At 52.0% G+C, this 21,865-nt stretch carries 22 protein-coding genes; 4 read left to right on the top strand and 18 right to left on the bottom strand.

What is annotated here, in order from left to right; all coding sequences use genetic code 11:
• Window positions 1–97: 97 nt before the first annotated feature.
• Window positions 98–2,350, bottom strand: a complete 2,253-nt coding sequence (secDF, locus tag NSQ22_RS13495) for a protein translocase subunit SecDF (protein WP_171355459.1) — start codon at window positions 2,348–2,350, stop codon at window positions 98–100.
• 119 nt (window positions 2,351–2,469) lie between these two features.
• Window positions 2,470–2,760, bottom strand: a complete 291-nt coding sequence (locus tag NSQ22_RS13500) for a post-transcriptional regulator (RefSeq protein ID WP_011887891.1) — start codon at window positions 2,758–2,760, stop codon at window positions 2,470–2,472.
• Between the two features lie 107 nt (window positions 2,761–2,867).
• Between NSQ22_RS13500 and spoVB the strand changes: the two genes are divergently transcribed.
• Together spoVB and NSQ22_RS13510 are read left to right on the top strand one after the other, a co-directional pair.
• Window positions 2,868–4,430 carry a stage V sporulation protein B gene (gene spoVB, locus NSQ22_RS13505; protein ID WP_008881042.1) on the top strand — a complete coding sequence of 521 codons (1,563 nt, stop codon included), beginning with the start codon at window positions 2,868–2,870 and terminating at the stop codon, window positions 4,428–4,430.
• A 67-nt stretch (window positions 4,431–4,497) separates the two neighbouring features.
• On the top strand, window positions 4,498–4,881 hold the full coding sequence (locus tag NSQ22_RS13510) for a TIGR04086 family membrane protein (RefSeq protein WP_008881043.1): 384 nt from the start codon (window positions 4,498–4,500) through the stop codon (window positions 4,879–4,881).
• Window positions 4,882–4,998: 117 nt separating this feature from the next.
• Here NSQ22_RS13510 and yajC read toward each other — a convergent pair whose 3' ends face one another.
• The 15 genes from yajC to nadB all read right to left on the bottom strand — a co-directional run bounded on the left by yajC (window position 4,999) and on the right by nadB (window position 18,938).
• Window positions 4,999–5,274: a preprotein translocase subunit YajC gene (gene yajC / locus NSQ22_RS13515; protein ID WP_008881044.1), complete on the bottom strand. Its 276-nt coding sequence runs from the start codon at window positions 5,272–5,274 to the stop codon at window positions 4,999–5,001.
• Window positions 5,275–5,297: 23 nt separating this feature from the next.
• Window positions 5,298–6,440, bottom strand: coding sequence for a tRNA guanosine(34) transglycosylase Tgt (gene tgt / locus NSQ22_RS13520; RefSeq protein ID WP_008881045.1), 1,143 nt, complete (start codon window positions 6,438–6,440; stop codon window positions 5,298–5,300).
• A gap of 17 nt (window positions 6,441–6,457) precedes the next feature.
• Window positions 6,458–7,486, bottom strand: a complete 1,029-nt coding sequence (gene queA / locus NSQ22_RS13525) for a tRNA preQ1(34) S-adenosylmethionine ribosyltransferase-isomerase QueA (RefSeq protein ID WP_008881046.1) — start codon at window positions 7,484–7,486, stop codon at window positions 6,458–6,460.
• 15 nt (window positions 7,487–7,501) lie between these two features.
• A complete protein-coding gene (locus NSQ22_RS13530) occupies window positions 7,502–7,708 on the bottom strand; it encodes a DUF2905 domain-containing protein (protein WP_008881047.1) in 207 nt (68 codons plus the stop codon).
• A complete protein-coding gene (ruvB, locus tag NSQ22_RS13535) occupies window positions 7,705–8,706 on the bottom strand; it encodes a Holliday junction branch migration DNA helicase RuvB (RefSeq protein WP_011887894.1) in 1,002 nt (333 codons plus the stop codon). The genes NSQ22_RS13530 and ruvB overlap by 4 nt, the downstream gene beginning before the upstream one ends.
• 37 nt (window positions 8,707–8,743) lie before the next feature.
• On the bottom strand, window positions 8,744–9,328 hold the full coding sequence (ruvA, locus tag NSQ22_RS13540; RefSeq protein ID WP_011887895.1) for a Holliday junction branch migration protein RuvA: 585 nt from the start codon (window positions 9,326–9,328) through the stop codon (window positions 8,744–8,746).
• Window positions 9,329–9,428: 100 nt separating this feature from the next.
• Window positions 9,429–9,911, bottom strand: coding sequence for an intercompartmental signaling factor BofC (locus NSQ22_RS13545; protein WP_008881050.1), 483 nt, complete (start codon window positions 9,909–9,911; stop codon window positions 9,429–9,431).
• A 279-nt stretch (window positions 9,912–10,190) separates the two neighbouring features.
• Window positions 10,191–10,934 (bottom strand): YebC/PmpR family DNA-binding transcriptional regulator, encoded by a 744-nt coding sequence (locus NSQ22_RS13550; RefSeq protein ID WP_029760665.1) that lies wholly within the window; start codon window positions 10,932–10,934, stop codon window positions 10,191–10,193.
• Window positions 10,935–11,064: 130 nt separating this feature from the next.
• A complete protein-coding gene (locus NSQ22_RS13555) occupies window positions 11,065–11,799 on the bottom strand; it encodes a YhcN/YlaJ family sporulation lipoprotein (protein WP_029760664.1) in 735 nt (244 codons plus the stop codon).
• Between the two features lie 116 nt (window positions 11,800–11,915).
• Window positions 11,916–12,656: an NAD(+) synthase gene (nadE, locus tag NSQ22_RS13560; RefSeq protein WP_029760663.1), complete on the bottom strand. Its 741-nt coding sequence runs from the start codon at window positions 12,654–12,656 to the stop codon at window positions 11,916–11,918.
• A 35-nt stretch (window positions 12,657–12,691) separates the two neighbouring features.
• A complete protein-coding gene (locus tag NSQ22_RS13565) occupies window positions 12,692–13,636 on the bottom strand; it encodes a phosphotransferase (RefSeq protein WP_011887896.1) in 945 nt (314 codons plus the stop codon).
• On the bottom strand, window positions 13,620–15,236 hold the full coding sequence (gene safA, locus NSQ22_RS13570; RefSeq protein WP_339263633.1) for a SafA/ExsA family spore coat assembly protein: 1,617 nt from the start codon (window positions 15,234–15,236) through the stop codon (window positions 13,620–13,622). The genes NSQ22_RS13565 and safA overlap by 17 nt, the downstream gene beginning before the upstream one ends.
• Before the next feature lie 158 nt (window positions 15,237–15,394).
• Window positions 15,395–16,498 carry a quinolinate synthase NadA gene (nadA, locus tag NSQ22_RS13575; RefSeq protein WP_029760660.1) on the bottom strand — a complete coding sequence of 368 codons (1,104 nt, stop codon included), beginning with the start codon at window positions 16,496–16,498 and terminating at the stop codon, window positions 15,395–15,397.
• Between the two features lie 14 nt (window positions 16,499–16,512).
• Window positions 16,513–17,343 (bottom strand): carboxylating nicotinate-nucleotide diphosphorylase, encoded by an 831-nt coding sequence (nadC, locus tag NSQ22_RS13580; RefSeq protein ID WP_029760659.1) that lies wholly within the window; start codon window positions 17,341–17,343, stop codon window positions 16,513–16,515.
• A gap of 32 nt (window positions 17,344–17,375) precedes the next feature.
• Window positions 17,376–18,938: an L-aspartate oxidase gene (gene nadB / locus NSQ22_RS13585; protein ID WP_029760658.1), complete on the bottom strand. Its 1,563-nt coding sequence runs from the start codon at window positions 18,936–18,938 to the stop codon at window positions 17,376–17,378.
• Window positions 18,939–19,042: 104 nt separating this feature from the next.
• On the opposite strand from nadB, the gene NSQ22_RS13590 reads away from it, so the two are divergent.
• Both NSQ22_RS13590 and NSQ22_RS13595 read left to right on the top strand, forming a co-directional pair.
• Entirely contained in the window at window positions 19,043–20,188 is a 1,146-nt protein-coding gene (locus NSQ22_RS13590; protein ID WP_008881059.1) for an IscS subfamily cysteine desulfurase, read from the top strand.
• Window positions 20,176–20,724 carry a transcription repressor NadR gene (locus NSQ22_RS13595; protein WP_011887901.1) on the top strand — a complete coding sequence of 183 codons (549 nt, stop codon included), beginning with the start codon at window positions 20,176–20,178 and terminating at the stop codon, window positions 20,722–20,724. Before NSQ22_RS13590 ends, NSQ22_RS13595 begins: the two co-directional genes overlap by 13 nt.
• 278 nt (window positions 20,725–21,002) lie before the next feature.
• Here NSQ22_RS13595 and pheA read toward each other — a convergent pair whose 3' ends face one another.
• Entirely contained in the window at window positions 21,003–21,851 is an 849-nt protein-coding gene (pheA, locus tag NSQ22_RS13600) for a prephenate dehydratase (RefSeq protein WP_011887902.1), read from the bottom strand.
• Window positions 21,852–21,865 lie beyond the last annotated feature (14 nt).

Below are 21,865 nucleotides of genomic sequence, written 5' to 3' on the forward strand. Positions count from 1 at the left end.
TTCATCTGGCCATTAGTGTATCCATTTTCCGTTCCAAGCATCGTCGTCAAAAGAAAAAGCACCGGAAAAAGCGCAAGCACTTTTTCCGGTGCGGACATTACAGGTGCGGCTCGGTTTCCGGCGTGATTTTTTTCGTCCCTTTGCCTTTTTTGAGCGCATTTCCTTTCCAAACGAGCCACAGCTGTGCAGCGATGAACAGCGAGGAATAGACGCCGCACAACAGGCCGGCGAGCAAGGCAAGGTTGAAGTTGCGGATCGCCTCGCTGCCAAACAGAAGTAAGGCAATCACCGTAAACAAAACGGTCAATACGGTGTTGATTGAGCGTGTGAACGTTTGCTGCAACGCTCGGTTGACGATGTGCCTTAAATCGTCGACCGTTTTCACTTTCCGTTTTTTCATGAGATCGCGAATGCGGTCAAACGTGACAATCGTATCATTGATCGAGTAACCAATGATCGTCAACACGGCGGCGATGAACGTCAAATCAACCTCAAGCCGCGTCAAGCTGAACACAGTAATGATGAAAAACGCATCGTGCAATAAGGCGATGATAGCAGCTAACGCCATCCGCCATTCAAAGCGGATCGTCACATAAAGAATGATCCCAATCGACGAAATGAGCACGGCAATGAGCGCGTTTCGCGCTAACTGCTTGCCGACAACGGGCGACACGGTGCTGATGTTGGGTTCATGCCCGTACGTCGTTTTCAGCTCACTTTTGATTTTCGCAATTTCCTGCTTGTCAAGCACTCCGATCAAGCGGACGACGCCTGTTTTCCCGTCCGTGCCAGATAAAACGACATCCTCCGGCTTGTGACCAAGCTGTTCAAAATAGTCGCTTAGCTCCTTGGCTTCAATCGGTTGACTGCTCGTCACCTCAATGCGCGTCCCGCTCGTGAAATCAATGCCGAGATTGAGCCCCATGGCAAAAAGTGAAATGACACCGGCAATCGTCAAGGCGATGGAGAACAGGAAAAACTTTTTGCTATGTTTGATAAAATCCCAACGGTCAAACTTCGTCGGCACTTCTGTCTCATCTGTCGTTTCGGCAATGTTTAAGATTTCCGATTTTTTCACGCCGAAATAACCCGGTTTCTTATCAAGCCAGCGGCTTGAGACGAGCAGCCCGAGCAAAAGGCGCGTGCCGTAGACAGCAGTGACAAAGCTGGCGACAATGCTGATAATGAGCATCGTCGCGAACCCTTTGACCGAGCTTGTTCCGTAAATGAACAGGACGACGCCGGCGATGATCGTCGTAATGTTGGCGTCAAAAATCGTTGCAAACGAACCTCGGTTGCCGGCGCGAAACGCCGACAGCATCGATTTGCCAAGCTTTAACTCTTCCTTGATTCGCTCATACGTAATAATGTTGGCGTCGACCGCCATCCCGACCCCTAAAATAAGGGCGGCAATGCCTGGCAACGTCAAGACGCCGTTCATCCAATCAAACAATAACAGAATCAAATAAATGTACACCGACAGTGTAATGACGGCAATCACGCCTGGCAATCGGTAAAACCAAATCATAAACAAGAAGATGGCAGCAACACCGATGATGCCAGCCAACATCGTTGTTTGCAGGGCGTTTTTCCCGAATTGGGCGCCAACAGACGTCGAGTAAATTTCATGCAATTCGACTGGAAGCGCGCCGGCGTTTAACAGATCAGCCAGCTGCTGTGCTTCTTTCACCGTAAAGTTGCCGACAATCGACACGTCTGTCTGATTGAAAACTTGGTTGACCGAAGCAGCGGAAATAAATTTCGGATCCGCTTTGCCCGCTTCTTTTTGGTACGAGTCAACCCCTTCTTCAAAATCAAGCCAAATGACCAAAATATTGTTCGGCGGCCCCATGTTGTACACTTTTTCCGTCACTTGGCGAAACTTATCGGCATCTTTCAATTTAATAGCGACACTCGGCTGGCCGTTCTCATCAAACGACAGCTTCGCTCCGCCTTGGACAAGATCGCTCCCGTCCATGAGCACGTTGTCATTGACGTCACGGAACGTCAACTTTGCCTGGGTGGCCAAAATTTCGCGTGCCTCGTTTTGATCCTTCACCCCGGCGAGCTGGACGCGAATACGGTTTTCGCCTTCGATGTCGACGCGCGGCTCGCTGACGCCGAGGACGTTAATCCGCTTGTTTAAGGCGCTGACCGTGCTTTGGAGCGTTTCCTGGTCAATTTTATCGCCTTTTTTCGCCGGCTTCACCTCATACAACACTTCAAAACCGCCTTGCAAATCAAGGCCGAGCTTGATATTATGTAAAATTCCTTGAATCGTCGGTCCGATCACTCCAGCCAATAGGAGCACGAGCAAAAAAAACGTGACGATGCGACTTCGTTTTACCATTCGTTGTAAAATCCTCCTTCGATTCATCTTGACGCCCGGCGGCTTCTACAGCACCATCGTTGAACACATCGGTTTCGACTTCCATTATGCGCCAGTCGGCCATTGGTGTCAATTTTTCGCTATAACAACTCTTTGAGAACGTTTTCTAAATCATCGCCGCCAGTTTCCCGCTGCTGTTCATACGAACGCATCGTCAAAAATGCCATGTATTCCCCCGGCGAAAGCGACAAAATGTCGCTGACAAGCTCATATAGTTTTTTTTCCGCCAGCGCGTTTTTCCACTTTCGAGCACACAAACATTCCCATAGCCCGTCGATCGTTACTTGTGTGTACCCGAGCAAACGAAACTCGTCATATTTGCATTCGAGCGCCGGCATGAGCTGTTCGCGCAGCCGTTTTTCCCCTTCCATCTCTCACCCTCCCGCGCCATGCCAGCTATGATCCTTGTCATGCTTGGCCATGTATCTAGCATATATTGTATAAAAGATTAAGGCATTTGAGAAGGCAGGGAAAGAAGATGTCTAAATTTTTGCAAGGGACGATCATTTTAATCGCCGCCGGTTTTATTACGAAAATTCTCGGTTTCATCAACCGTATCGTCGTCGCCCGGATGATCGGGGATGAAGGGGTCGGGCTGTACATGATGGCCGTACCGACGCTATCGTTAGCCATTACGGCGACCCAAATCGGGCTTCCTGTCGCCATTTCCAAACTCGTCGCTGAGGCGGAAGCGGCCGGCGACCGGCAGCGGGTGAAAAAAATTCTTGTCGTGTCGCTTACAACGACGGGAGTGCTGAGCACCGTATTTTTGCCAACGCTCATTGCTATTGCACCATGGCTTTCACAGACGATGTTCACCGACCCGCGCACATACTACCCGCTAATGGCCATCGCCCCGGTCGTGCCGATCGTGGCGATTTCCTCGGTGTTGCGCGGCTATTTTCAAGGGCGCCAACAAATGAAGCCGCACGCCTACTCGCTTTTGATTGAACAAATCGTCCGTATCAGCTTGATCGCTCTATGCACAAGGCCGCTCTTGCCGTATGGCGTTGAGTACGCCGCCGCCGGCGCCATGGCATCATCTGTCCTTGGTGAACTAGCCGCCTTATTGTATTTGTTGTTCTTATTTAAGTTTAAAAAGTCAATCCGTCTGCGGGCGAAATTTTTTCGCTACGTGCAAGCCGGTAAAGAGACGTTCATCCGTCTCATGCGGATCGCCTTGCCAACGACCGGCGGCCGCTTGATCGGCTCACTTTCTTGGTTTTTCGAACCGATCGTCGTCGCCAACAGCTTAGCTCTTGCCGGTGTAGCCTCCTCCGTCGCCACGAAGCAGTATGGCCAGCTCGTCGGTTACGCGCTGCCGTTGCTCACCTTGCCGTCATTCATTACATACGCGCTCTCGACAGCGCTTGTACCGGCCATTAGTGAGGCAATGGCGCAAAACAAGTTGGTTTTAGTTGAATACCGGATCGCCCAGGCAATGCGCCTATCGCTTGTCACTGGCGGTCTTTCCGCCGTCGTGCTATACATTTTTGCCGAACCGCTCATGTGGTGGATGTACGGCACAAGTGAAGCGGCCATCTTTATTCAAGTGATGGCTCCGTTCTTCTTATTTTATTATTTCCAAGGCCCGCTCCAAGCCGTATTGCAAGGACTCGACTTGGCGAACGCAGCCATGACGAACAGCTTGATCGGGGCAGTCGTCAAGCTCGCTTGTATCTTCACCCTCGCCTCACGTCCTAGTTTAGGCATTATGGGGGCGGCGCTTGCAACATCCATCGGCACGGTGCTTGTGACGTTTCTCCATTTCGCCACTGTCGTCAAAGCCGTCTCCTTTTCGATCCATGCGCGCGAGTATGCGAAAGCAACGATTGCCATCACTGTCACCGGTGTGGCCGGCTATGTGCTTTTCCACTATCCACCTATAGCCACACCTTCGTCATTATGGACACTGTTCGCCATGGTGGCGACGATCGTTTTATATATCACTGTCCTTCTGTTCTTTCGGCTCATCAAGCGCGAAGAGCTCGTCTATCTCCCGGGGCTTCATTGGCTAGCTGGGAAAAACGGACGAAAATAGACTTCTAAACATGTCCGGCAACGAATATATATGGTGGTAAAACGGTTGTGATCAGGGAGGGAACACGGTGTCACGACTTGGCAGCGCACTCGTATACGGGGTCTCCACCATTTTCGTTTTGGCAGCGCTCGTTAGCTTCATTTTTTCGTTGTTGCTTAAATGGACGGACATCCAGGAATCGTCGCTTACATGGATAATTTTTGCCGTCTCGGTCATTTCGATGTTCATCGGCGGCATCGTTGCTGGCGGAAAAAGTCAAGAAAAGGGATGGCTTGCCGGCGGACTGACCGGCTTCTTATTTACCGCGATCATCTTTTTGTTTCAATTTCTTGGCATCGAAAAGCCATTTACAGCCCAACAATGGCTGTATCATCTTCTCTTTTTTGTCTCTGCTGCCCTTGGCGGCATCGTCGGTGTCAACCTGTCACCGGCTCGCCGCGAGCGGACATAAGCGAGTGTCTCAATGTGAAAGCGGCTGTTTCCAAACGAAACAGCCGCTTTTTTGTCGTCAGTATTCATCTTTTCGATGACAGCTCCATTTCTAACGCTGTCAGCCGTTGCTTTCCATTTAGGTTATGCGTTGCTTTCCGACAACTTCACGCACCGCAGAACGGTCGTATGTAAGCCGCGTGCCGTCACCGGCGCGGATGATGATTTTATCTTCATCGACCGAGTCGATGATGCCATGCAAACCGCCAATCGTGACGATTTTATCGCCTTTTTTCAAATTCGCCTGCATTTGTTGGACGGCGCGCTGCCGCTTTTGCTGTGGGCGAATAAGCAAAAAGTAGAAAATGACGAAAAACAGCACGATCGGCAATAAATTCGCAATCGTCGCGTTCATTCAATCCCCCTCCTTTCTAATGACTAAAAGTTTTTCGCGTTTGGCTTGTTAAAGCCGTAACGCTCAAAAAATTCCTCACGGAAATCGGCGAGTCGATCTTCACGAATCGCTTGTCTCACCTGCTCCATTAATTTTATCAAAAAATAGACGTTATGGTAAGACGTGAGCCGGATACCAAATGTTTCATCACATTTAATGAGATGGCGAATATAGGCGCGCGTGTAGTTTCGACACGTATAGCAATCGCAGTTCGGATCAAGCGGTGTGAAGTCACGGGCGTACTGGGCGTTTTTAATGACAACCCGCCCCTCACTCGTCATAACCGTTCCGTTGCGGCCGATGCGCGTCGGCAAGACGCAGTCAAACATGTCGATGCCGCGGATCGCACCGTCAATGAGTGAATCGGGTGAACCGACGCCCATTAAATAGCGGGGCTTGTCCGTCGGCAAAAGTGGCGTTGTAAACTCAAGCACCCGATTCATCACATCTTTCGGCTCGCCGACCGACAACCCACCGACGGCATAGCCAGGAAAATCGAGCGACACTAAATCGCGCGCGCTTTGCCGGCGTAAGTCCTCATATTCACCGCCTTGGACGATGCCAAACAGCCCTTGTTCATTCGAGCGTCGATGGGCTTTCAGGCAGCGCTCCGCCCAGCGGCTCGTCCGCTCGACCGACCGTTTCATATAGTCATACGTCGCCGGATACGGCGGACATTCGTCAAACGCCATGATGATGTCAGCACCGAGCGCATTTTGGATTTCAGTCGCTTTTTCCGGCGATAAAAACAGCTTGTCGCCGTTTAAATGGTTGCGGAAATAGACACCTTCTTCCTCAATCCGGCGAAATTCGCTCAAGCTAAACACTTGGAATCCACCGGAATCCGTCAAAATGCCGCGATCCCAGTTCATAAAAGCGTGGAGGCCGCCCGCCTCAGCGACAATGTCATGGCCTGGGCGCAGCCAAAGATGGTACGTATTGCTTAAAATGACGCCTGCCCCCATTTCCTTCAACTCTTCTGGCGATAGCGTTTTGACCGTCGCAAGCGTCCCGACTGGCATAAACATCGGTGTTTCAAACGAGCCGTGCGGCGTGTGGAGAATGCCAAGGCGCGCTCCTGTCTGCCGACACGTTTTGATCAGTTCAAAGCGAATCGGTGTCGTCAACGTGCTGTTCTCCTTTCTTAAATGATGAGCATCGCATCGCCGAAGCTGAAAAAGCGGTACTGCTCTTTGACCGCCACTTCATACGCGTGCAAAATATGCTCGCGTCCGGCGAATGCACTCACTAACATAATGAGTGTCGATTTCGGCAAATGGAAGTTCGTCACGAGCCCATCAATGGCTTTAAACTCATAGCCTGGATAAATGAAAATGTCCGTCCAACCGCTCTCAGCGGCAAACCGGCCATCATGCCGATTGGCGATCGTCTCAAGTGTCCTCGTCGATGTCGTACCGACGGCGATAATGCGGCCGCCGTTCGCACGCACGCGGTTCAATATCGCCGCCGTTTCCTCACTCATTTGATAAAACTCAGCGTGCATATTGTGTTTTTCGACGTCATCCACTTGCACCGGCCGGAATGTACCGAGCCCAACATGAAGCGTAATAAAGGCGATATGTATCCCTTTTTCCCGAATGGCGTCAAGCAGCTCCTCAGTGAAATGAAGGCCGGCTGTTGGCGCTGCCGCTGAGCCGATTTCACGAGCGTACACCGTCTGATACCTCTCCGGATTATCGAGCTTTTCTTTAATATACGGCGGGAGCGGCATTTCGCCAAGTTCAGCCAATACTTGATAAAACAGCCCTTCGTACGAAAATTCAAGCACCCGGCCGCCATGCTCAAGCGTATCAAGACAAACGGCTTGAAGTTTCCCGCCGCCAAAGACGAGCTTCGTTCCCGGTCTGACCCGTTTGCCTGGCTTGACGAGCGTCTCCCAACGGTCGCCGTCTAACTGTTTTAACAAGAGCACCTCGACCATCCCGCCCGTTTCCGCTTTTTCCCCGTACAGACGCGCCGGCATGACACGGGTGTCGTTTAAGACGAGACAATCGCCAGGGTGTAAATACGAAATAATGTTGCGAAATGTTTCATGACGGATGGCCCCTGTTTGTTTATCGAGCACCATCAGCCGCGACGCCGCCCGATCCGGGAGCGGCGTTTGTGCAATGAGTTCCTCAGGCAAATGGAAATCAAACAAGTCAACTTTCATAAAGTTCTCCTTTCTTTAGCGAAATCGCCCGAGCACGTAAAAAATCAATGATAATACGACGCTTAGCAATATCGATGTGACGATCGGAAAATAAAAGGTCATGTTTCCTTTGCGGATGACGATATCCCCCGGCAAGCGGCCGAGTTTGACAAACTGCATAACAAACCCAACGATGATAAGCACAACGCCGATTATCATAATCAACTTAGGCAAGCTGTTCACCGCTTCGGAACCTCCATTCCTAAATGGGCATACGCCGCCGGCGTGGCGACACGCCCGCGCGGCGTTCGCTGCAATAAGCCGATTTGCAGCAAATACGGCTCATATACTTCCTCGATCGTTTGCGCTTCTTCTCCGATCACGGCTGCCATCGTTTCGAGTCCAACCGGACCGCCGGCAAACTTTTCAATGATCGCTAAAAGCAGCTTATGGTCAATGTGATCAAGCCCGAGTCGATCGACTTGCAGCCGCTCAAGTGCCTCGACGGCGAGCGGCAGCGTAATTTCCCCGTCCCCACGCACTTGAGCAAAGTCGCGAACACGGCGGAGCAGACGGTTGGCAATACGCGGCGTGCCACGCGCCCGGCGTGCCAGTTCAAGCGCCGCCTCATTGTTGATGATAATATGCAAAATAGCAGCCGCCCGCTCAATAATTTGCGCTAGTTGGTCCACTTGATAATATTCAAGCCGGCTGATGACACCAAATCGGTCGCGCAGCGGTGCGGACAGCGCTCCGGCCCTTGTTGTCGCTCCAACAAGCGTAAACGGCGGCAAATCTAGACGAAGCGAGCGCGCTTCAGGCCCTTTGCCGACCGTAATGTCCAAACAGTAATCTTCCATCGCGGGATAGAGAACTTCCTCAACCGTCCGCGGCAACCGATGAATTTCGTCAATAAACAACACATCCCCGGGCTCAAGCGATGTCAACAGCGCCGCTAAGTCACCGGGCCTCTCAAGTGCGGGCCCGGATGTCGCCCGCATCTTGACGCCCATTTCGTTCGCAATGATGGCGGCGAGCGTCGTTTTCCCGAGCCCCGGCGGGCCGTACAACAAGACGTGGTCAAGTGTTTCTTCACGCAGCTTGGCCGCTTCAATAAACACTTGCAAGTTTTCTTTTACCTTATCTTGCCCGATATATTCATGCAAATATTGCGGGCGCAAGGTTGGTTCGAACGCCGCCTCGCCGCCTAAAGCTGATCCAGATACAAGCCGTTCGTCCACCGTCGTCCCTCCCTTTTGGCTCGTTGCCAACAGCCATTTATTTCAGTAACATGGCCAACGCCCGCTTCACGTACTGTTCCGTCGACATCGTTTCTTCGCGGAGCGCCGGAATAATTTTTTCAATTTCTCGTTCCGCATAGCCAAGCGCCTTGAGCGCAGCAATCGCCTCAGCAAGCTCCCCAGACAGAGAAGCGGCCGGTCGTGGAGCCGTTGGCATTGAAAACATCGTAAGCTTTCCTTTTAAGTCTAAAATCATTTGCCGTGCCGTTTTTTTTCCAACACCCGGGAACTTACATAAAAATGCTTCATTTTCTTCCTCAATCGCCCGTGCCAGCTCATCCGGACGCCCCGCTGCCAAAATAGCGAGCCCCCCTTTTGGTCCAATGCCGGACACTTGGAGCAGCTTGGCGAACAAGTTCCGCTCTTCACGCGTTAGAAATCCGTATAAAGCGTGCACATCTTCACGCACGTATTCGTATGTATATACCGTTACCGCTGCCTCACGACTCTCCTCAAAGGCAAACGGGTTGGGAGTAAAAATTTCGTAGCCGATGCCGTTATGGTCGATCACAATATATTCGGGACAGATGTAATCGACATATCCGCGGATAAACTCGATCAATGCCTACTCCTCTCCTTTTCTCGTCCTTTCATTGTATCATACGATTTCATTATAGCAAAAAACAAATCCCGTGATGCGCTTCACACCACGGGATTCCGTTTTAATGCACGACCGCAAAATGGCGATACATTTCGATCACTTGTTCATATTGTTCTTTCGAGAGGACGCGGATGCCTTGTTTTAATTTCGCCTGCTGATGGCTTTCTAGTTTTTGTACATCGATTTGAAAAAACGACTGGATAATTTTCCCCGACTGATTCGGTTTACCGTTAAAAATAGATAATGTACCATCATCGGTGAGCCCGAAATAGCCGTTTGTTTTTAACAACGGGGAAATGTCGTTAATCGTTTTGCGAAAGACGATCGTCTGTCCATCGAGATCAATCAGCTGCCAGTCGCGGTACTTTTTCCATATTTCTGTTAACGAAACAACCGTTTCCGTTCTTTTCTCCTCGCTCATCTCTCCGTCTAAGTATTGCTGCTGCAATACAATCGTCATGTTCACCGGCGTTGGTGCGGCGAACGCCGAATGAGTCGGCAACACGACTGCAGCAACCAACAACATGATGGAAAGAATTCGCATTGTCCGTTCCTCTCTTCCAAAATGATAGTTTTCTTACATCATTAGTTTCGCCGCCAGTCGCCATTTTATTACTGTTTCGTTAGCTTTTTTTGTAAAAACAAGCTGCTGCCGAGCCAAAGTCAGCAAACAGGTGACGATGCTGTCATTGATAGATGCGCGCCAACGATTTGACACTTTGACGTTTGTTCGATGGAGCAACATTTCTATCTGTTGTTTCCCCCGTTATGATGTTTCGCCACCTCGATCTATAAAAAATCGCCAGCGTGCCGCCGACGATTGTTATTGTTCCTCAATCACTGATTCATCCAAGTTATGGTATACTTCTTGCACATCGTCATCATCTTCAAGCGTATCAATTAACTTCAACATCTTTTTCAATTCATCGCCTGATAACGTTGTATATGTTTGCGGAATCATCGTAATTTCCGCGCTCGCAAACGTTAATCCTTGCTGTTCAAGCTGTTCTTTTACCGTCTCAAACGACTCGGGCGTTGTATAAATTTCGAACGATTCGTCCGTCGTTTCCATCTCCTCCGCCCCTGCCTCAATCGCCAAAAGCAGCAACTCATCTTCCTCCATGTTGTGCTGCTCACGATCGATGACGAGCAATCCTTTGCGCTCAAACAAGTAAGAGACGCAACCTGTTTCCCCCAAGTTGCCGCCGTTTTTCGAAAATGCTGAACGCACGTTGGCAGCGGTCCGGTTTTTATTATCGGTCAAGCAGACAACCATGACAGCGACGCCGCCCGGTCCGTATCCTTCATAACGGATTTCCTCATAATTGGTATGTTCTTGGTTCCCCGTTGCCTTTTTAATCGCCCGTTCAATGTTTTCACCCGGCATATTAGCCGCCTTTGCCTTCTCAATGACAAGACGCAGGCTCGGGTTGGCCGCCGGGTCACCACCGCCGGTTTTTGCGGCAACATAAATTTCTTTCGCCAGTTTCATAAATAGTTTGCCGCGCTTAGCATCTTGAGCATTTTTCCGCCGTTGGATATTTTTCCACTTCGAATGTCCAGCCATCAAACTTTCTCCTCTCATCACAACGGAATGTTCCGATATTACTATAGCAAAAACCGCAGAAAATGTCAGCTGCGCCTAGCTGAAAGCGGAAAACGAGTAAAGGGGATGCCAATGGCACCCCCTTGCCGAACTACCGATTGTTTTCCGGCCGTTCTTGAATCGTACCGTCGATAAAAATAGTACGCAAATCGCGGCGAATTTCTTCCATGCTGATCGGCGCACCGCGACGAATTGTGTTGTCAATCGTGCGGATGCGGTTGTACATGCTCGGATTGGACGTGACACGTACCCGTTTGCCGTTGGCGTACGGAGCCACTGCTTTGGCAACACGCTCTTCCAGCCGACCTGGATGGCGGGTATCAGTCGCAATGGCGATGAGCGCTTGATCGCCGTAAACGACCGTACGAGCATCATCTACTCCACTTACCGCTGCAGCGCGGCGGGAAAGCTCTTCAACCAAAGCACCGTCATAGCTACGGTAGTACGATGGATGCGGAGCAACATTCAGCGAATGTAAATGCCCGTGGTAGTTGTAATCGCCGTTGCCAAAATCGACTCCGCGCGGAAGAGCTGGGACGTCCGCATCCAACCGGGGCGCCGCCGACCGACCAAGGCGGTCACCGTCCGTCAAAAAGTCAGTCACCGGTCCGCGGCGTGCCCACATATAGTTGTTATCGTAGTTGAGCGCATTCGTTCCGTAACGACCGTAGCGGAAATCATCGTTCCGTTCTGTTGAGTAATAGCCGATCGGTCTCTCCGCATTGTTATAGCGCTGGGCTCCTTCGTCATTGGTCCCATAATTGGTGCATGAAGCGAGCAAGCCGGCTACCGACAATACACCGATCCATTTGACCGCGTACCTCAATGGAAAACCCCCCCTTGGTTTCCTTCGCCCAAGGCTGGCGCAAAGCCAGCCTTACATTTAGCTTGCGGAAAAAGCAGGGGGGTTATCGCTGTTAGTTCAAACCAACAAGACGACGGTTAAAACTTTGGTGGCGCAATGGCCAGCTGCCGTTTATGGTGCGAACGTTCATGCAGCCGTTCAATAATTTTCCGGTCTTGCTCTGGAATGTCTTCACCTTTTAAATATTTATCAATCATATCATACGTCGTGCCCATTTCGCTTTCATCCGTCTGTCCTTCCCATAATCCGGCGCTCGGCGCTTTCGTGATAATTTCTTCCGGAACACCAAGCAGACGAGCCATTTCACGCACTTCGCCTTTTGTGAAATGAATGAGCGGCACTAAATCAACCCCGCCATCGCCATATTTCGTAAAGTAGCCGGTGTGCCACTCCGCCGCATTGTCCGTACCGACAACGAGGTAGCCATAGTTGTTGGCGACAGCGTACAACGTCGTCATGCGCAGACGCGCCCTCGTGTTCGCATCGCCAAGCCGCGCCTTTTCTTCATTCCACTCACCGATGGCTTTCAACTCGGCTTCCACCGCGCCGAACAACGATTTATGCACCTCGGTCAAATCAATGACAAGATATTGAATGCCGCAGCTTTCCACCACTTTGAGGGCATCTTCCATATCTTTTGCATGACTTTTGCACGGCATGATGAGGCCAAGCGAGTTATCTGGAAACGCCCGCTTGATCAAATGGGCGACAACGGCAGAGTCGATGCCACCGCTAATGCCGACTACTGCCCCGTTTAAGCCAGCCGACGCCACTTGTTCCCGCAGCCATTGGACAAGCTTGTCAATTTTTTCTTGCATCCGCCTTCGACTCCTTTTTCCAAAGATTTTACTCTTTATTTTAGCATAGCGAAAAGACGACGGACAAACCATTCCCGCTTCTTCCGATCCAATACGAGCGGGCGGCGTCGCGCGGCCGCCTGTCGCCACTCACGAAATACATCAGCAGGGAACAAAAGCGCATGCAAAAACCAACTTTTTTCCAGCCAACGACCAAGCGGAACAAAACGGGCGAGCGCCGAATACGACCAGCCGATATGCGGCAAAATACGGTTTGCGTATTGCCAATAATCAAGACCGGGCGAGGCGAGGGCGGCCGCATCGTAGTCGATCATATATACATCTCCACCGGCAGTGCGCAAAAAATTATGGGGCGCTACATCCCCATGAATGATGACGACAGGCTCCGCCGCTAACTCTTGGGCGTAATCGCCGCACGTTGCCAAGCAGTAATGCGCCCAGCGAAGCGTAAATAAAATATCCTCTTTTTCCATCGCTGTCTCAATGAACGGCAAATGTCGACAAAACTCATCGTAACAGCGCCGCCATTTTTCATACAGCTGCACAGACGGCAGCCGCATGGCTGCCCGTTTGTCACATACGATCCTTGCCGTTGCCACATGGTAGCTATGTAACGCTTGAAGCCCATCTTTGATGTCGCACTCGTTGACAAATACAAATGGGCGCGCACTAGCTACATATTCTGTCAGCAGCCAATGTCGCCCTCCGGCAGTGATGACACCTCCATGGCCGATCGGGACAACGGCTGGAGCGGCGAAAAAGCCGGAGCGGCGGAGAGCGGCAAGAAGCCAAGCTTGCCGTTCAGCCGCCACTAACGAATGGTACGCTTTCGCGACAAATGATCCGTGCGAAGTGGCGATGGCAATGACATTTGGTTTCAGCGCCACAGCCTGCCGAATAACAATCCGGTACTGGCGGCTAAGAAGAAAAAAGAGACGGCCAACGGCGTCTCTTTCTGTCAGGTTACTGTTCTTCCCCATGCTCGCTCTCCTCATCCGGCGGTCCGGCAAACAGGCGCGAACCGGCGGCGGGTGGGCTTACCGGGTAAACGGCACCGGGCCACGGGATCGCCTGCGCAGCTTGTTGCGGCGCGTACCCGTATGGAGCCGGCTGGGCGTACACTCCCGGAGGGGCATATCCCCCGTAGTACGGAGTCGGTGGATACACAGGCACATACCCAAAAGGCGGATATCCGGCTAGCGGCGCGTACACTCCAGATGGTGCATATCCCGGTGCGGCAGGACCGGACGCAGCGAAAGCGGCACCAGCTGGCGGTGCAAGCGGAGCAGCAGCCCCGTGTTTCCCCGGTTCAGAAAACTGCGGAGACTCTAAAGAATCATTGCTCCCTTCGCTAATGCCCGGAAATGGAGCCGGGTTATTTTCCGGGCCGCCCCCTAACGAACCCGGCGGCGGAGAATAAGATGGCATGGCTGGCGGCGGAGACATGTAAAACCCCGCTCCTGGCAAAATAGGCGTCACTGGCACACATCCTTGGTCAACACCGAAAACTGGTGCCGTCATCGGTGCAATTGGAACATGCGGAATGTTCGGCAACGGTGGCGGGGTTTCCTCGCTTTCGTCTGCTATTTCTGTTTGTTCCCCTTTCAGTTCAGTTGGGCTTTCATCCATCTCCTCTTTCATCATGCCAGGCAAAATGTTGCTCGGCTTCGGTGGAATCGGTGGCAGATTCGGCAACGATTTGGCAAACGAAACGTGAGGGGTCGGAACGACCGGCGGAATCGTATGTGTAAGCGGCGGTGTATAGGCTGTCGGTGCTTTCGGCGCCTCGTTCGCCGGTACGTTCGGTGTTTCATTCACCGGCACGTTCGGCGCTTCGTTCACTGGTACGTTCGGTGTCTCGTTCACCGGCACATTCGGGGCTTCGTTCACTGACACATTCGCCTTCTTGTTCTCCATTCCCTTCGATGTCCCGCTTATCGGCGCCTTTGCTGTTCCTTTCCCCTCTGCCTTTGGCGCTTCGACCGCCGGCGCCTTCGGTTTTTCTTTCACTTCCGCTTTCGGCGCTTTGGCCGCTGGTGCTTTCGGTTTTTCTTTCGCCTCCGCTTTCGGTGCTTCGACCGCTGGCGCTTTCGGTTTTTCTTTCACCTCCGCTTTCGGTGCTTCGACCGCTGGCGCTTTCGGTTTTTCTTTCGCCTCCGCTTTCGGTGCTTCGACCGCTGGTGCTTTCGGTTTTTCTTTCACTTCCGCTTTCGGCGCTTTGGCCGCTGGCGCCTTCGGTTTTTCTTTTTCCACTGCTTTCGGCGCCTCGTTCACTGGTATTTCATTTTCCAAGACGGAGCCGCTAGCTGTGTCCATCTCCGCATCAATATTGAATGAAACGAACGGTTTCGTCTCCGCGTACGGATGTTCTCCCACTTTCGGCTTTTTTGACGGTGCATACGTTTTTGTTTCTTTTTTTATTGGCACTCCTGCTGTCGGCACTTTAATTTTCATGCCAGGCATAATCATATTCGGATCGCTCAAATGCCCATTTATCTTTTTCAATTGTTCAAAATCAACCCCATATTTTTGGGCAATTTTCCAAAGGGTATCGCCCTTTTGAACAATATGGATTTTCACGCGGTTCCCCTCCTAAACCGAGACTGTTTGCGCTCTATCCAACCGATGCTTGTTTCTTGTTATCATCTTTCAACACAATGTATGACGATGGTTGTTGATTTATGATAAAAAAATCCCTGGCCGGACGGAAGCGATCCCGTCTTCGCCAGGGAGGAGAACTAGGCAAGGGCAAGCATGCGCTCGAGTGCTAGCTTTGCTTCGAACGCTACTTCCCTTGGAACGGTAATGCGGTTGACGACTGTTCCTTCACTGAGCGATTCCAACGCCCAAACGAAATGCGGCAAATCGATCCGGTTCATCGTCAAACACGGGCACATATACGGATTAAGAGAAATGATTTCTTTGTCCGGATGCTCATGCATAAGGCGATTCACCAAATTCATTTCTGTTCCGATCGCCCATCGGCTACCGGGTGAGGCGTTGCGAATCGTTTCGATAATGTATTTTGTTGAACCGGCGTAATCGGCTTGCTGGACGACGTCCCAGCTGCATTCCGGATGGACGATTACCTTTGTTTCCGGTTTCGTCTGCCGAATATGCTCGATTTGCCGGACATTGAAGTTTTCATGCACCGAGCAATGGCCCTTCCAAAGAATGACTTTCACCTTGTCAAGGTCACCGTTGCCTTGCAATGTTTCCTCATATGGATCCCAGACGGCCATCTCGTCAAGGCCAACGCCGAGTGCATAGGCCGTATTTCGGCCTAAATGCTGGTCCGGTAAAAAGAAGATCCGTTCTTTTTGTGAAAACGCCCACGCTACCATCTTTTGCGCGTTGGACGACGTAACCGTCGCCCCTCCATTTCGGCCGACAAACGCTTTAATCGCCGCTGTGGAATTGACGTATACAAGCGGCAGAATCGTCTCGCCAAATCGATCCGTCAATGCCGCCCATGCCCGCTCAACTTGAAAAATATCGGCCATATCGGCCATCGAACAGCCAGCGCGCAAGTCCGGCAAAATAACTGCCTGCTCCTCACTCGTTAAAATGTCCGCGGTTTCCGCCATGAAATGGACGCCGCAAAACACAATATATTCCGCTTCGTTGTTTTTCGCCGCCAGTTGGGCGAGCTGAAGCGAGTCGCCGGTGGCATCAGCGAACTGAATGACCTCATCTTTTTGGTAATGATGTCCAGGGATAAAAAGACGCCGCCCGAGCTGCTCCTTCACCGCGCGGGCGCGCGCTTCGAGCTCATCTCTGTCCATCGTTTTATACTGTTCCGGCATATTATCGAGCTGTTTGAACTGTTCGAGTACGTTCATCATTCTCTCCTCCGTCATTGTAAATAAAAACTAATGTCCAACGCTGCAGCTGAATGCGTTAAAAACCCAAGTGAAATGTAGTCGACTCCGGTCGCACCGTATGCTGCTACATTGGCGAGCGTAATACCGCCGGACGCCTCCGTGATGATCGGTTTCGGCACGAGCCGGACGAACGACCGCACTTCATCCGGCGTCCGATTGTCAAACATAATAATGTCAGCCCCGGCTTCGACCGCCTCGAGCACCTGAGCTTCCGTTTCCGTTTCGACTTCGATTTTCACCATATGGCCGAGCCGCTCTCTCACCGCTTTGACAGCGGCGGCAATCGACCCACAAAAGGCGATATGATTGTCTTTAATCATCACACCATCGTACAAGCCAAAGCGGTGATTGTAGCCGCCACCGCAAGTAACCGCATATTTTTCCAACATGCGCAAACCCGGTGTCGTTTTTCGCGTATCGCAAAGGCGAGTATGGCTGTCACCAAGCAGGTCAACCGCCTGCCGCGTCATAGTCGCAATGCCGCTCAAACGCTGAAGCAAATTCAAAATGACGCGCTCACCAGACAACAGTGGACGGACAGGCCCAGAAACGGCGGCGATCGTTTCACCAGCTGCAATCCGTTCGCCGTCCCGTTTCATGATCGATACCTCGATATGCGGATCAAGCAGTTGATAGCCAGTGGCAATAAGGTCGACGCCAGCCACAACCCCGTCCTCTTTCGCCGTAAACACCCCCGTCGCACGTTCGTTAGCCGGAAAAATCGTGTCGCTTGTCACATCCCCATCGCCGATATCTTCAAGAAAAAACTGCCTCAACAACTGTTCGAGTTTTAACCGATTCATCGCCTCATCCTCCTTTTGATCTTATTCCCGCTTTACCGTCCAACTGGTGCATGCTCCCACTCTTCTTTCGTCCGCACGAGGCGTCGGCCTTTCCAGTCCGGATGATCATACGGAAAATCACTTCGGTAGTGGCCGCCACGGCTTTCCGTGCGGCGAAGCGCAGACGAGGCGACAAGCCAACCGGTAAGGAGCATATACCCTGTTTCAATCTCCTCTGCCGACAAGCATTCAAGATCGCCATCCAACCAATCTGGCAAGGAAAATTGTTCGAACCAGCGAACCGCCTCACAAAGCCGCCCTTTTTCACGGACGATACCGACAAATGTGGACAATCGCTCACGGATGCACGACCGTTCCGGAAGCGGAGGCACCAAAAGACGACGCGAGTGGCCAAACGATCGGGCAGCGCGGTATACTGACGTCGGCCACTCCTCCCGGCGATTGATAGAGTGGGCCACACGGGCTCCAAAGACGATCGCTTCAAGCAACGAATTGCTTGCCAACCGGTTGGCACCGTGCACACCGGTGCACGCCACTTCCCCAACGGCATACAAGCCCGGCACGGTCGTCTGCCCCCATTCATTGACCATAATGCCGCCCATTAAAAAGTGGGCGCCTGGCACAACCGGGAGGCGGCCGGCCTCAAGATCAACGCCATGCGCCTCGCATAACGCCGCAATCGTCGGAAAACGGCGGTGGAAATGAGGAACGGCGGAAATATTTAAGTAGACGCGGCCGCCTCGCTCCGTTTCCGCGGCGATCGCGCGGGCGACAACATCACGCGGTGCCAAATCACGAAGTGGGTGAACGCCATTCATTAAGCGCCGCCCGTCTTCCGTCTCAAGCACCGCTCCTTCTCCGCGCACCGCTTCCGATACTAATCCGACCGCTTTTCCTCCGACAGCCAGCATCGTCGGATGAAATTGGATAAATTCCATGTCGGCGACTGCCGCGCCGGCGCGATACGCCATGGCAATGCCATCACCAGTCACGGTCGGCGCGTTGGAAGTGAACGTATACAGCCCGGCGCAGCCGCCGGTCGCTAGGACGACTGCCGCCGCCCGCCAAACGGAGACAGCACCGTCTTTTCGCTTCGTTTTCACCCCGACACAGCGGCCGTCTTCCATCAAAAGTTCGATGACTTGTTCACCTTCCACCACTGATACGCGCCCTTTCACCTGCTGAAGCAAAAATGTAACGATCTCCTTGCCCGTTTGGTCGCCGCCAGCGTGTAAAATGCGGCGGTGGCTATGCCCGCCTTCAAGGCCGAAGCAAAGCTGTCCATGTTCATCTGCATCGAACGCCATCCCAGCGTCCATCCATTCTTGCAGCCGCTTCGGCCCTTCACGAACGAGCAACTCAACCATTCGCACATCGTTATGATGGCAGCCGGCCGTAAGCGTGTCGTGGAAATGAACGCGCCAATCATCGTCGGGGGCTAACGCTGCCGCCACCCCACCTTGCGCCCGCCAAGAGTTGCAGTCCGTTTTCCCTTTTTTTGTGAAAACAATCACATTTTCTTGCACCTGTAAATAATAAGCCACTGTTAAAGCGGCCAATCCGCTACCAACAATAATGATGCCGTTTTCCCCCACAACCGCTCACCTCTCTTTTCACCTGTCTTGACATCTATATTTACACATATTTAAACTAATGACAAGAGGTTGATTGAAAAAAGTGAAAGAAAAGGCGGGAGAATATGATTTATTTGGACTACGCAGCGACGACACCAATGTGCAAAGAAGCCATCGAGGCTTATGCTGAGGCAGCGGCCGTTTATTTTGGCAATGAAAGTAGCCTGCACGACGTCGGCACGAAAGCGAAGCAATTGCTGACGCTATGCCGGCGTGAGCTTGCCGCTATGATCAACGGGGAAGCAGAAGGGATTTATTTCACAAGCGGCGGCACGGAGGCAAATGTGCTCGCCATTCGGTCGCTCATTGCCGCCCACCGCCACAAAGGGAATCATTTAATCACTACCGAAGTCGAACACGCCTCACTTTATCATTTGTTTCAACAGCTTGAAACGGAAGGATATGCGGTGACGTATTTGCCCGTCGATCGATTCGGTCGCATCCGTCTCGCTGATTTGGAACGGGCCATCACACCGCAGACGATCCTCGCTTCCATCCAGCATGCCAACTCGGAAATCGGCACCATCCAGCCGCTTGCTGACATCGGTCGCCTGTTGCGAGCGCGCGGCATCCTTTTTCATAGCGACTGCGTGCAAACTTTTGCTAAAATACAGCTAGACGTTAAGGCGATGGCGATTGACAGCGTATCGATTTCCGCTCATAAAGTGTACGGTCCAAAAGGCGTCGGAGCCGTCTACATCGACCCGCACCTTCATTGGAAACCCGTTTTTCCAGGGACGACACACGAATCCGGCTTCCGACCCGGAACAGTCAATGTGCCGGGGATCGTTGCCTTCCTCACTGCCGCTAAGCAGCTTTACGAACGGATGGAAGGTGAACAGACACGATTTGAACAGCTGCGCCGCCGGCTGCTTGACGCCATAGCAGCCAAACAGCTGCCGATTGCCGTTGAAGGCCATCCTAGCTGTCGACTTGCCCATATTGTCGGGTTGTCTGTTACCGGTTTTGAAGGGCAGCTCGTCATGCTGGAATGCAACCGTGCCGGTATTGCCATTTCAACTGGCAGCGCCTGCCAAGTCGGATTGCAGGCGCCGTCGCGCACCATGCTTGCCGTCGGCAAAACCCCAGAGGAGGCAAAGCAGTTCGTCCGTGTATCACTTGGTACGTCCACGCGGGAAATAGAGATCGATCAATTGATCTCCACATTAGAACAGTTTATCCGAACGCGAAAGGAGGTATGGACAAGGTGAAAGAAGAAAAGAAAATTTTAGGAGAAGCGCGGCGCCAGCTCATTTTGCAATGGCTGAAAGAAAGCGAGACACCGCTCACCGGGGCAGAATTGGCAGCAAAAACGAACGTCAGCCGCCAAGTAATCGTCCAAGATATTTCGCTGTTAAAGGCACGCAACGAACCTATTATCGCGACAAGCCAAGGATATTTGTATTTAAAGCCGGCCGAACCGACGCAAACGTATACGCGAACCATCGCCTGCTCCCATACACCGGAACAGACAAAAGAAGAACTGTATTTGCTTGTCGACTGTGGTGTAACGGTAAAAGATGTCAAAATTGAACATCCGGTCTATGGCGATTTAATTGCATCGGTCATGGTCAGCAACCGCTTCGAAGTCGACCAGTTTATCGCCAAAATTGAAGCGACAAAATCAGCATATTTATTGCAGCTGACCGATGGGACGCATTTGCATACGCTCGAAGCTGACTCACCAGAAAAGCTCGACGCCGCCTGCCGTGCCTTAAAACAAGCGGGATTTTTAATCGAGGCCTAACCCCTCTTCATTTGCACGCTCCTGTCCCGCCACCAAAACGGGCGTTCCACAGCAGCTAAACAGAACGTGCAGCATTTTTCACCTAAGCAAAGCGGGCAATAGGAGATAAGAGAGCGATGAAAAAAAGAAGTGTAGCAGCGGTGGAAGGCAAAAGAGGCTGATTCAAAAGGTATCGTTCTTTACGAGGGAGATAACATCTCGTCTCTCATAAAATGACCTAGTACACATATGCCATGATAGGAAAGGGTGTCCTCCTAGTTTTGGGACACCCTGGTGTTTTAGACAAAGTAATATGGATAGCTGCCTAACAGTTGCACCGTACAGCCGAGCGCTTCGATTTCGGCGATCGCTCCCGGGATGAGGACATCATCCATCGGTGCGTCAATATCAATGATAAAAAAGTAGTTGCCAAGCCCTGTTTTCGCTGGGCGCGACTCGATTTTCGTCAAGTTCAGCCGCCGCCAAGCAAACGCCGACAGCACTTGGTGGAGCGCACCAGGCTGATCTTGCGGCAACATGACAACAATGGTCGTTTTGTCGCCGGCATAAAGCGGCGAATCAGGCGAAAGCGGCTGCCTGCTTCGGCTGACGACGATAAAGCGCGTATGGTTGTAATCATAATCATGAATATTTTCCTGCACAATCGTCAAGCCGTATTCGCTCGCTGCGAGCCGATTGGCAATCGCCGCCACTGGCAAGTGCGGATGTTCGCTGACAAATTTGGCAGCGGCGCTCGTTGACGTCGTGGGCACTTGCTTTGCGCCTTTGAGCACCGTATGTAAAAATTTGCGGCACTGAGCAATGGCATGCGAATGTGAATACACTTCTTTAATCTCCCGCCAATGCGGTGCATAGTACGGATGCACCATGAAATGCTGCTCAATCGGAACAACGATTTCACCGATGATCGGCAACGGCTGTTCATGGATTAAATAATCGAGCGTTAAATTGACCGACCCTTCCAACGCATTCTCAAGCGGCACAACCGCTGCCTCAATTTCCCCAGCAGCGACAGCATCGATGCAGTCGGGAATCGTGGCGTACGGCTGTCGCGGCTCTGATGGAAATAGCGCCGCAACGGCCGCTTCAGTAAACGTCGCCTTCGGTCCTAAATAGCCGATTCTCATCTCGTTTGCCTCTC

Source organism: Geobacillus sp. FSL K6-3411, assembly GCF_037965715.1.
Taxonomy (GTDB): Bacteria; Bacillota; Bacilli; order Bacillales; family Anoxybacillaceae; genus Geobacillus; species Geobacillus thermodenitrificans.

What these genes read in the sequence shown, in the direction of transcription:
- secDF (WP_171355459.1), bottom strand. Translation starts at nt 2,350, where the DNA reads ATGGTAAAACGAAGTCGCATCGTCACGTTTTTTTTGCTCGTGCTCCTA.
- NSQ22_RS13500 (WP_011887891.1), bottom strand. Translation starts at nt 2,760, where the DNA reads ATGGAAGGGGAAAAACGGCTGCGCGAACAGCTCATGCCGGCGCTCGAA.
- spoVB (WP_008881042.1), top strand. Translation starts at nt 2,868, where the DNA reads ATGTCTAAATTTTTGCAAGGGACGATCATTTTAATCGCCGCCGGTTTT.
- yajC (WP_008881044.1), bottom strand. Translation starts at nt 5,274, where the DNA reads ATGAACGCGACGATTGCGAATTTATTGCCGATCGTGCTGTTTTTCGTC.
- queA (WP_008881046.1), bottom strand. Translation starts at nt 7,486, where the DNA reads ATGAAAGTTGACTTGTTTGATTTCCATTTGCCTGAGGAACTCATTGCA.
- NSQ22_RS13545 (WP_008881050.1), bottom strand. Translation starts at nt 9,911, where the DNA reads ATGCGAATTCTTTCCATCATGTTGTTGGTTGCTGCAGTCGTGTTGCCG.
- NSQ22_RS13550 (WP_029760665.1), bottom strand. Translation starts at nt 10,934, where the DNA reads ATGGCTGGACATTCGAAGTGGAAAAATATCCAACGGCGGAAAAATGCT.
- nadE (WP_029760663.1), bottom strand. Translation starts at nt 12,656, where the DNA reads ATGCAAGAAAAAATTGACAAGCTTGTCCAATGGCTGCGGGAACAAGTG.
- NSQ22_RS13565 (WP_011887896.1), bottom strand. Translation starts at nt 13,636, where the DNA reads ATGGGGAAGAACAGTAACCTGACAGAAAGAGACGCCGTTGGCCGTCTC.
- nadA (WP_029760660.1), bottom strand. Translation starts at nt 16,498, where the DNA reads ATGAACGTACTCGAACAGTTCAAACAGCTCGATAATATGCCGGAACAG.
- nadC (WP_029760659.1), bottom strand. Translation starts at nt 17,343, where the DNA reads ATGAATCGGTTAAAACTCGAACAGTTGTTGAGGCAGTTTTTTCTTGAA.
- NSQ22_RS13590 (WP_008881059.1), top strand. Translation starts at nt 19,043, where the DNA reads ATGATTTATTTGGACTACGCAGCGACGACACCAATGTGCAAAGAAGCC.
- NSQ22_RS13595 (WP_011887901.1), top strand. Translation starts at nt 20,176, where the DNA reads ATGGACAAGGTGAAAGAAGAAAAGAAAATTTTAGGAGAAGCGCGGCGC.
- pheA (WP_011887902.1), bottom strand. Translation starts at nt 21,851, where the DNA reads ATGAGAATCGGCTATTTAGGACCGAAGGCGACGTTTACTGAAGCGGCC.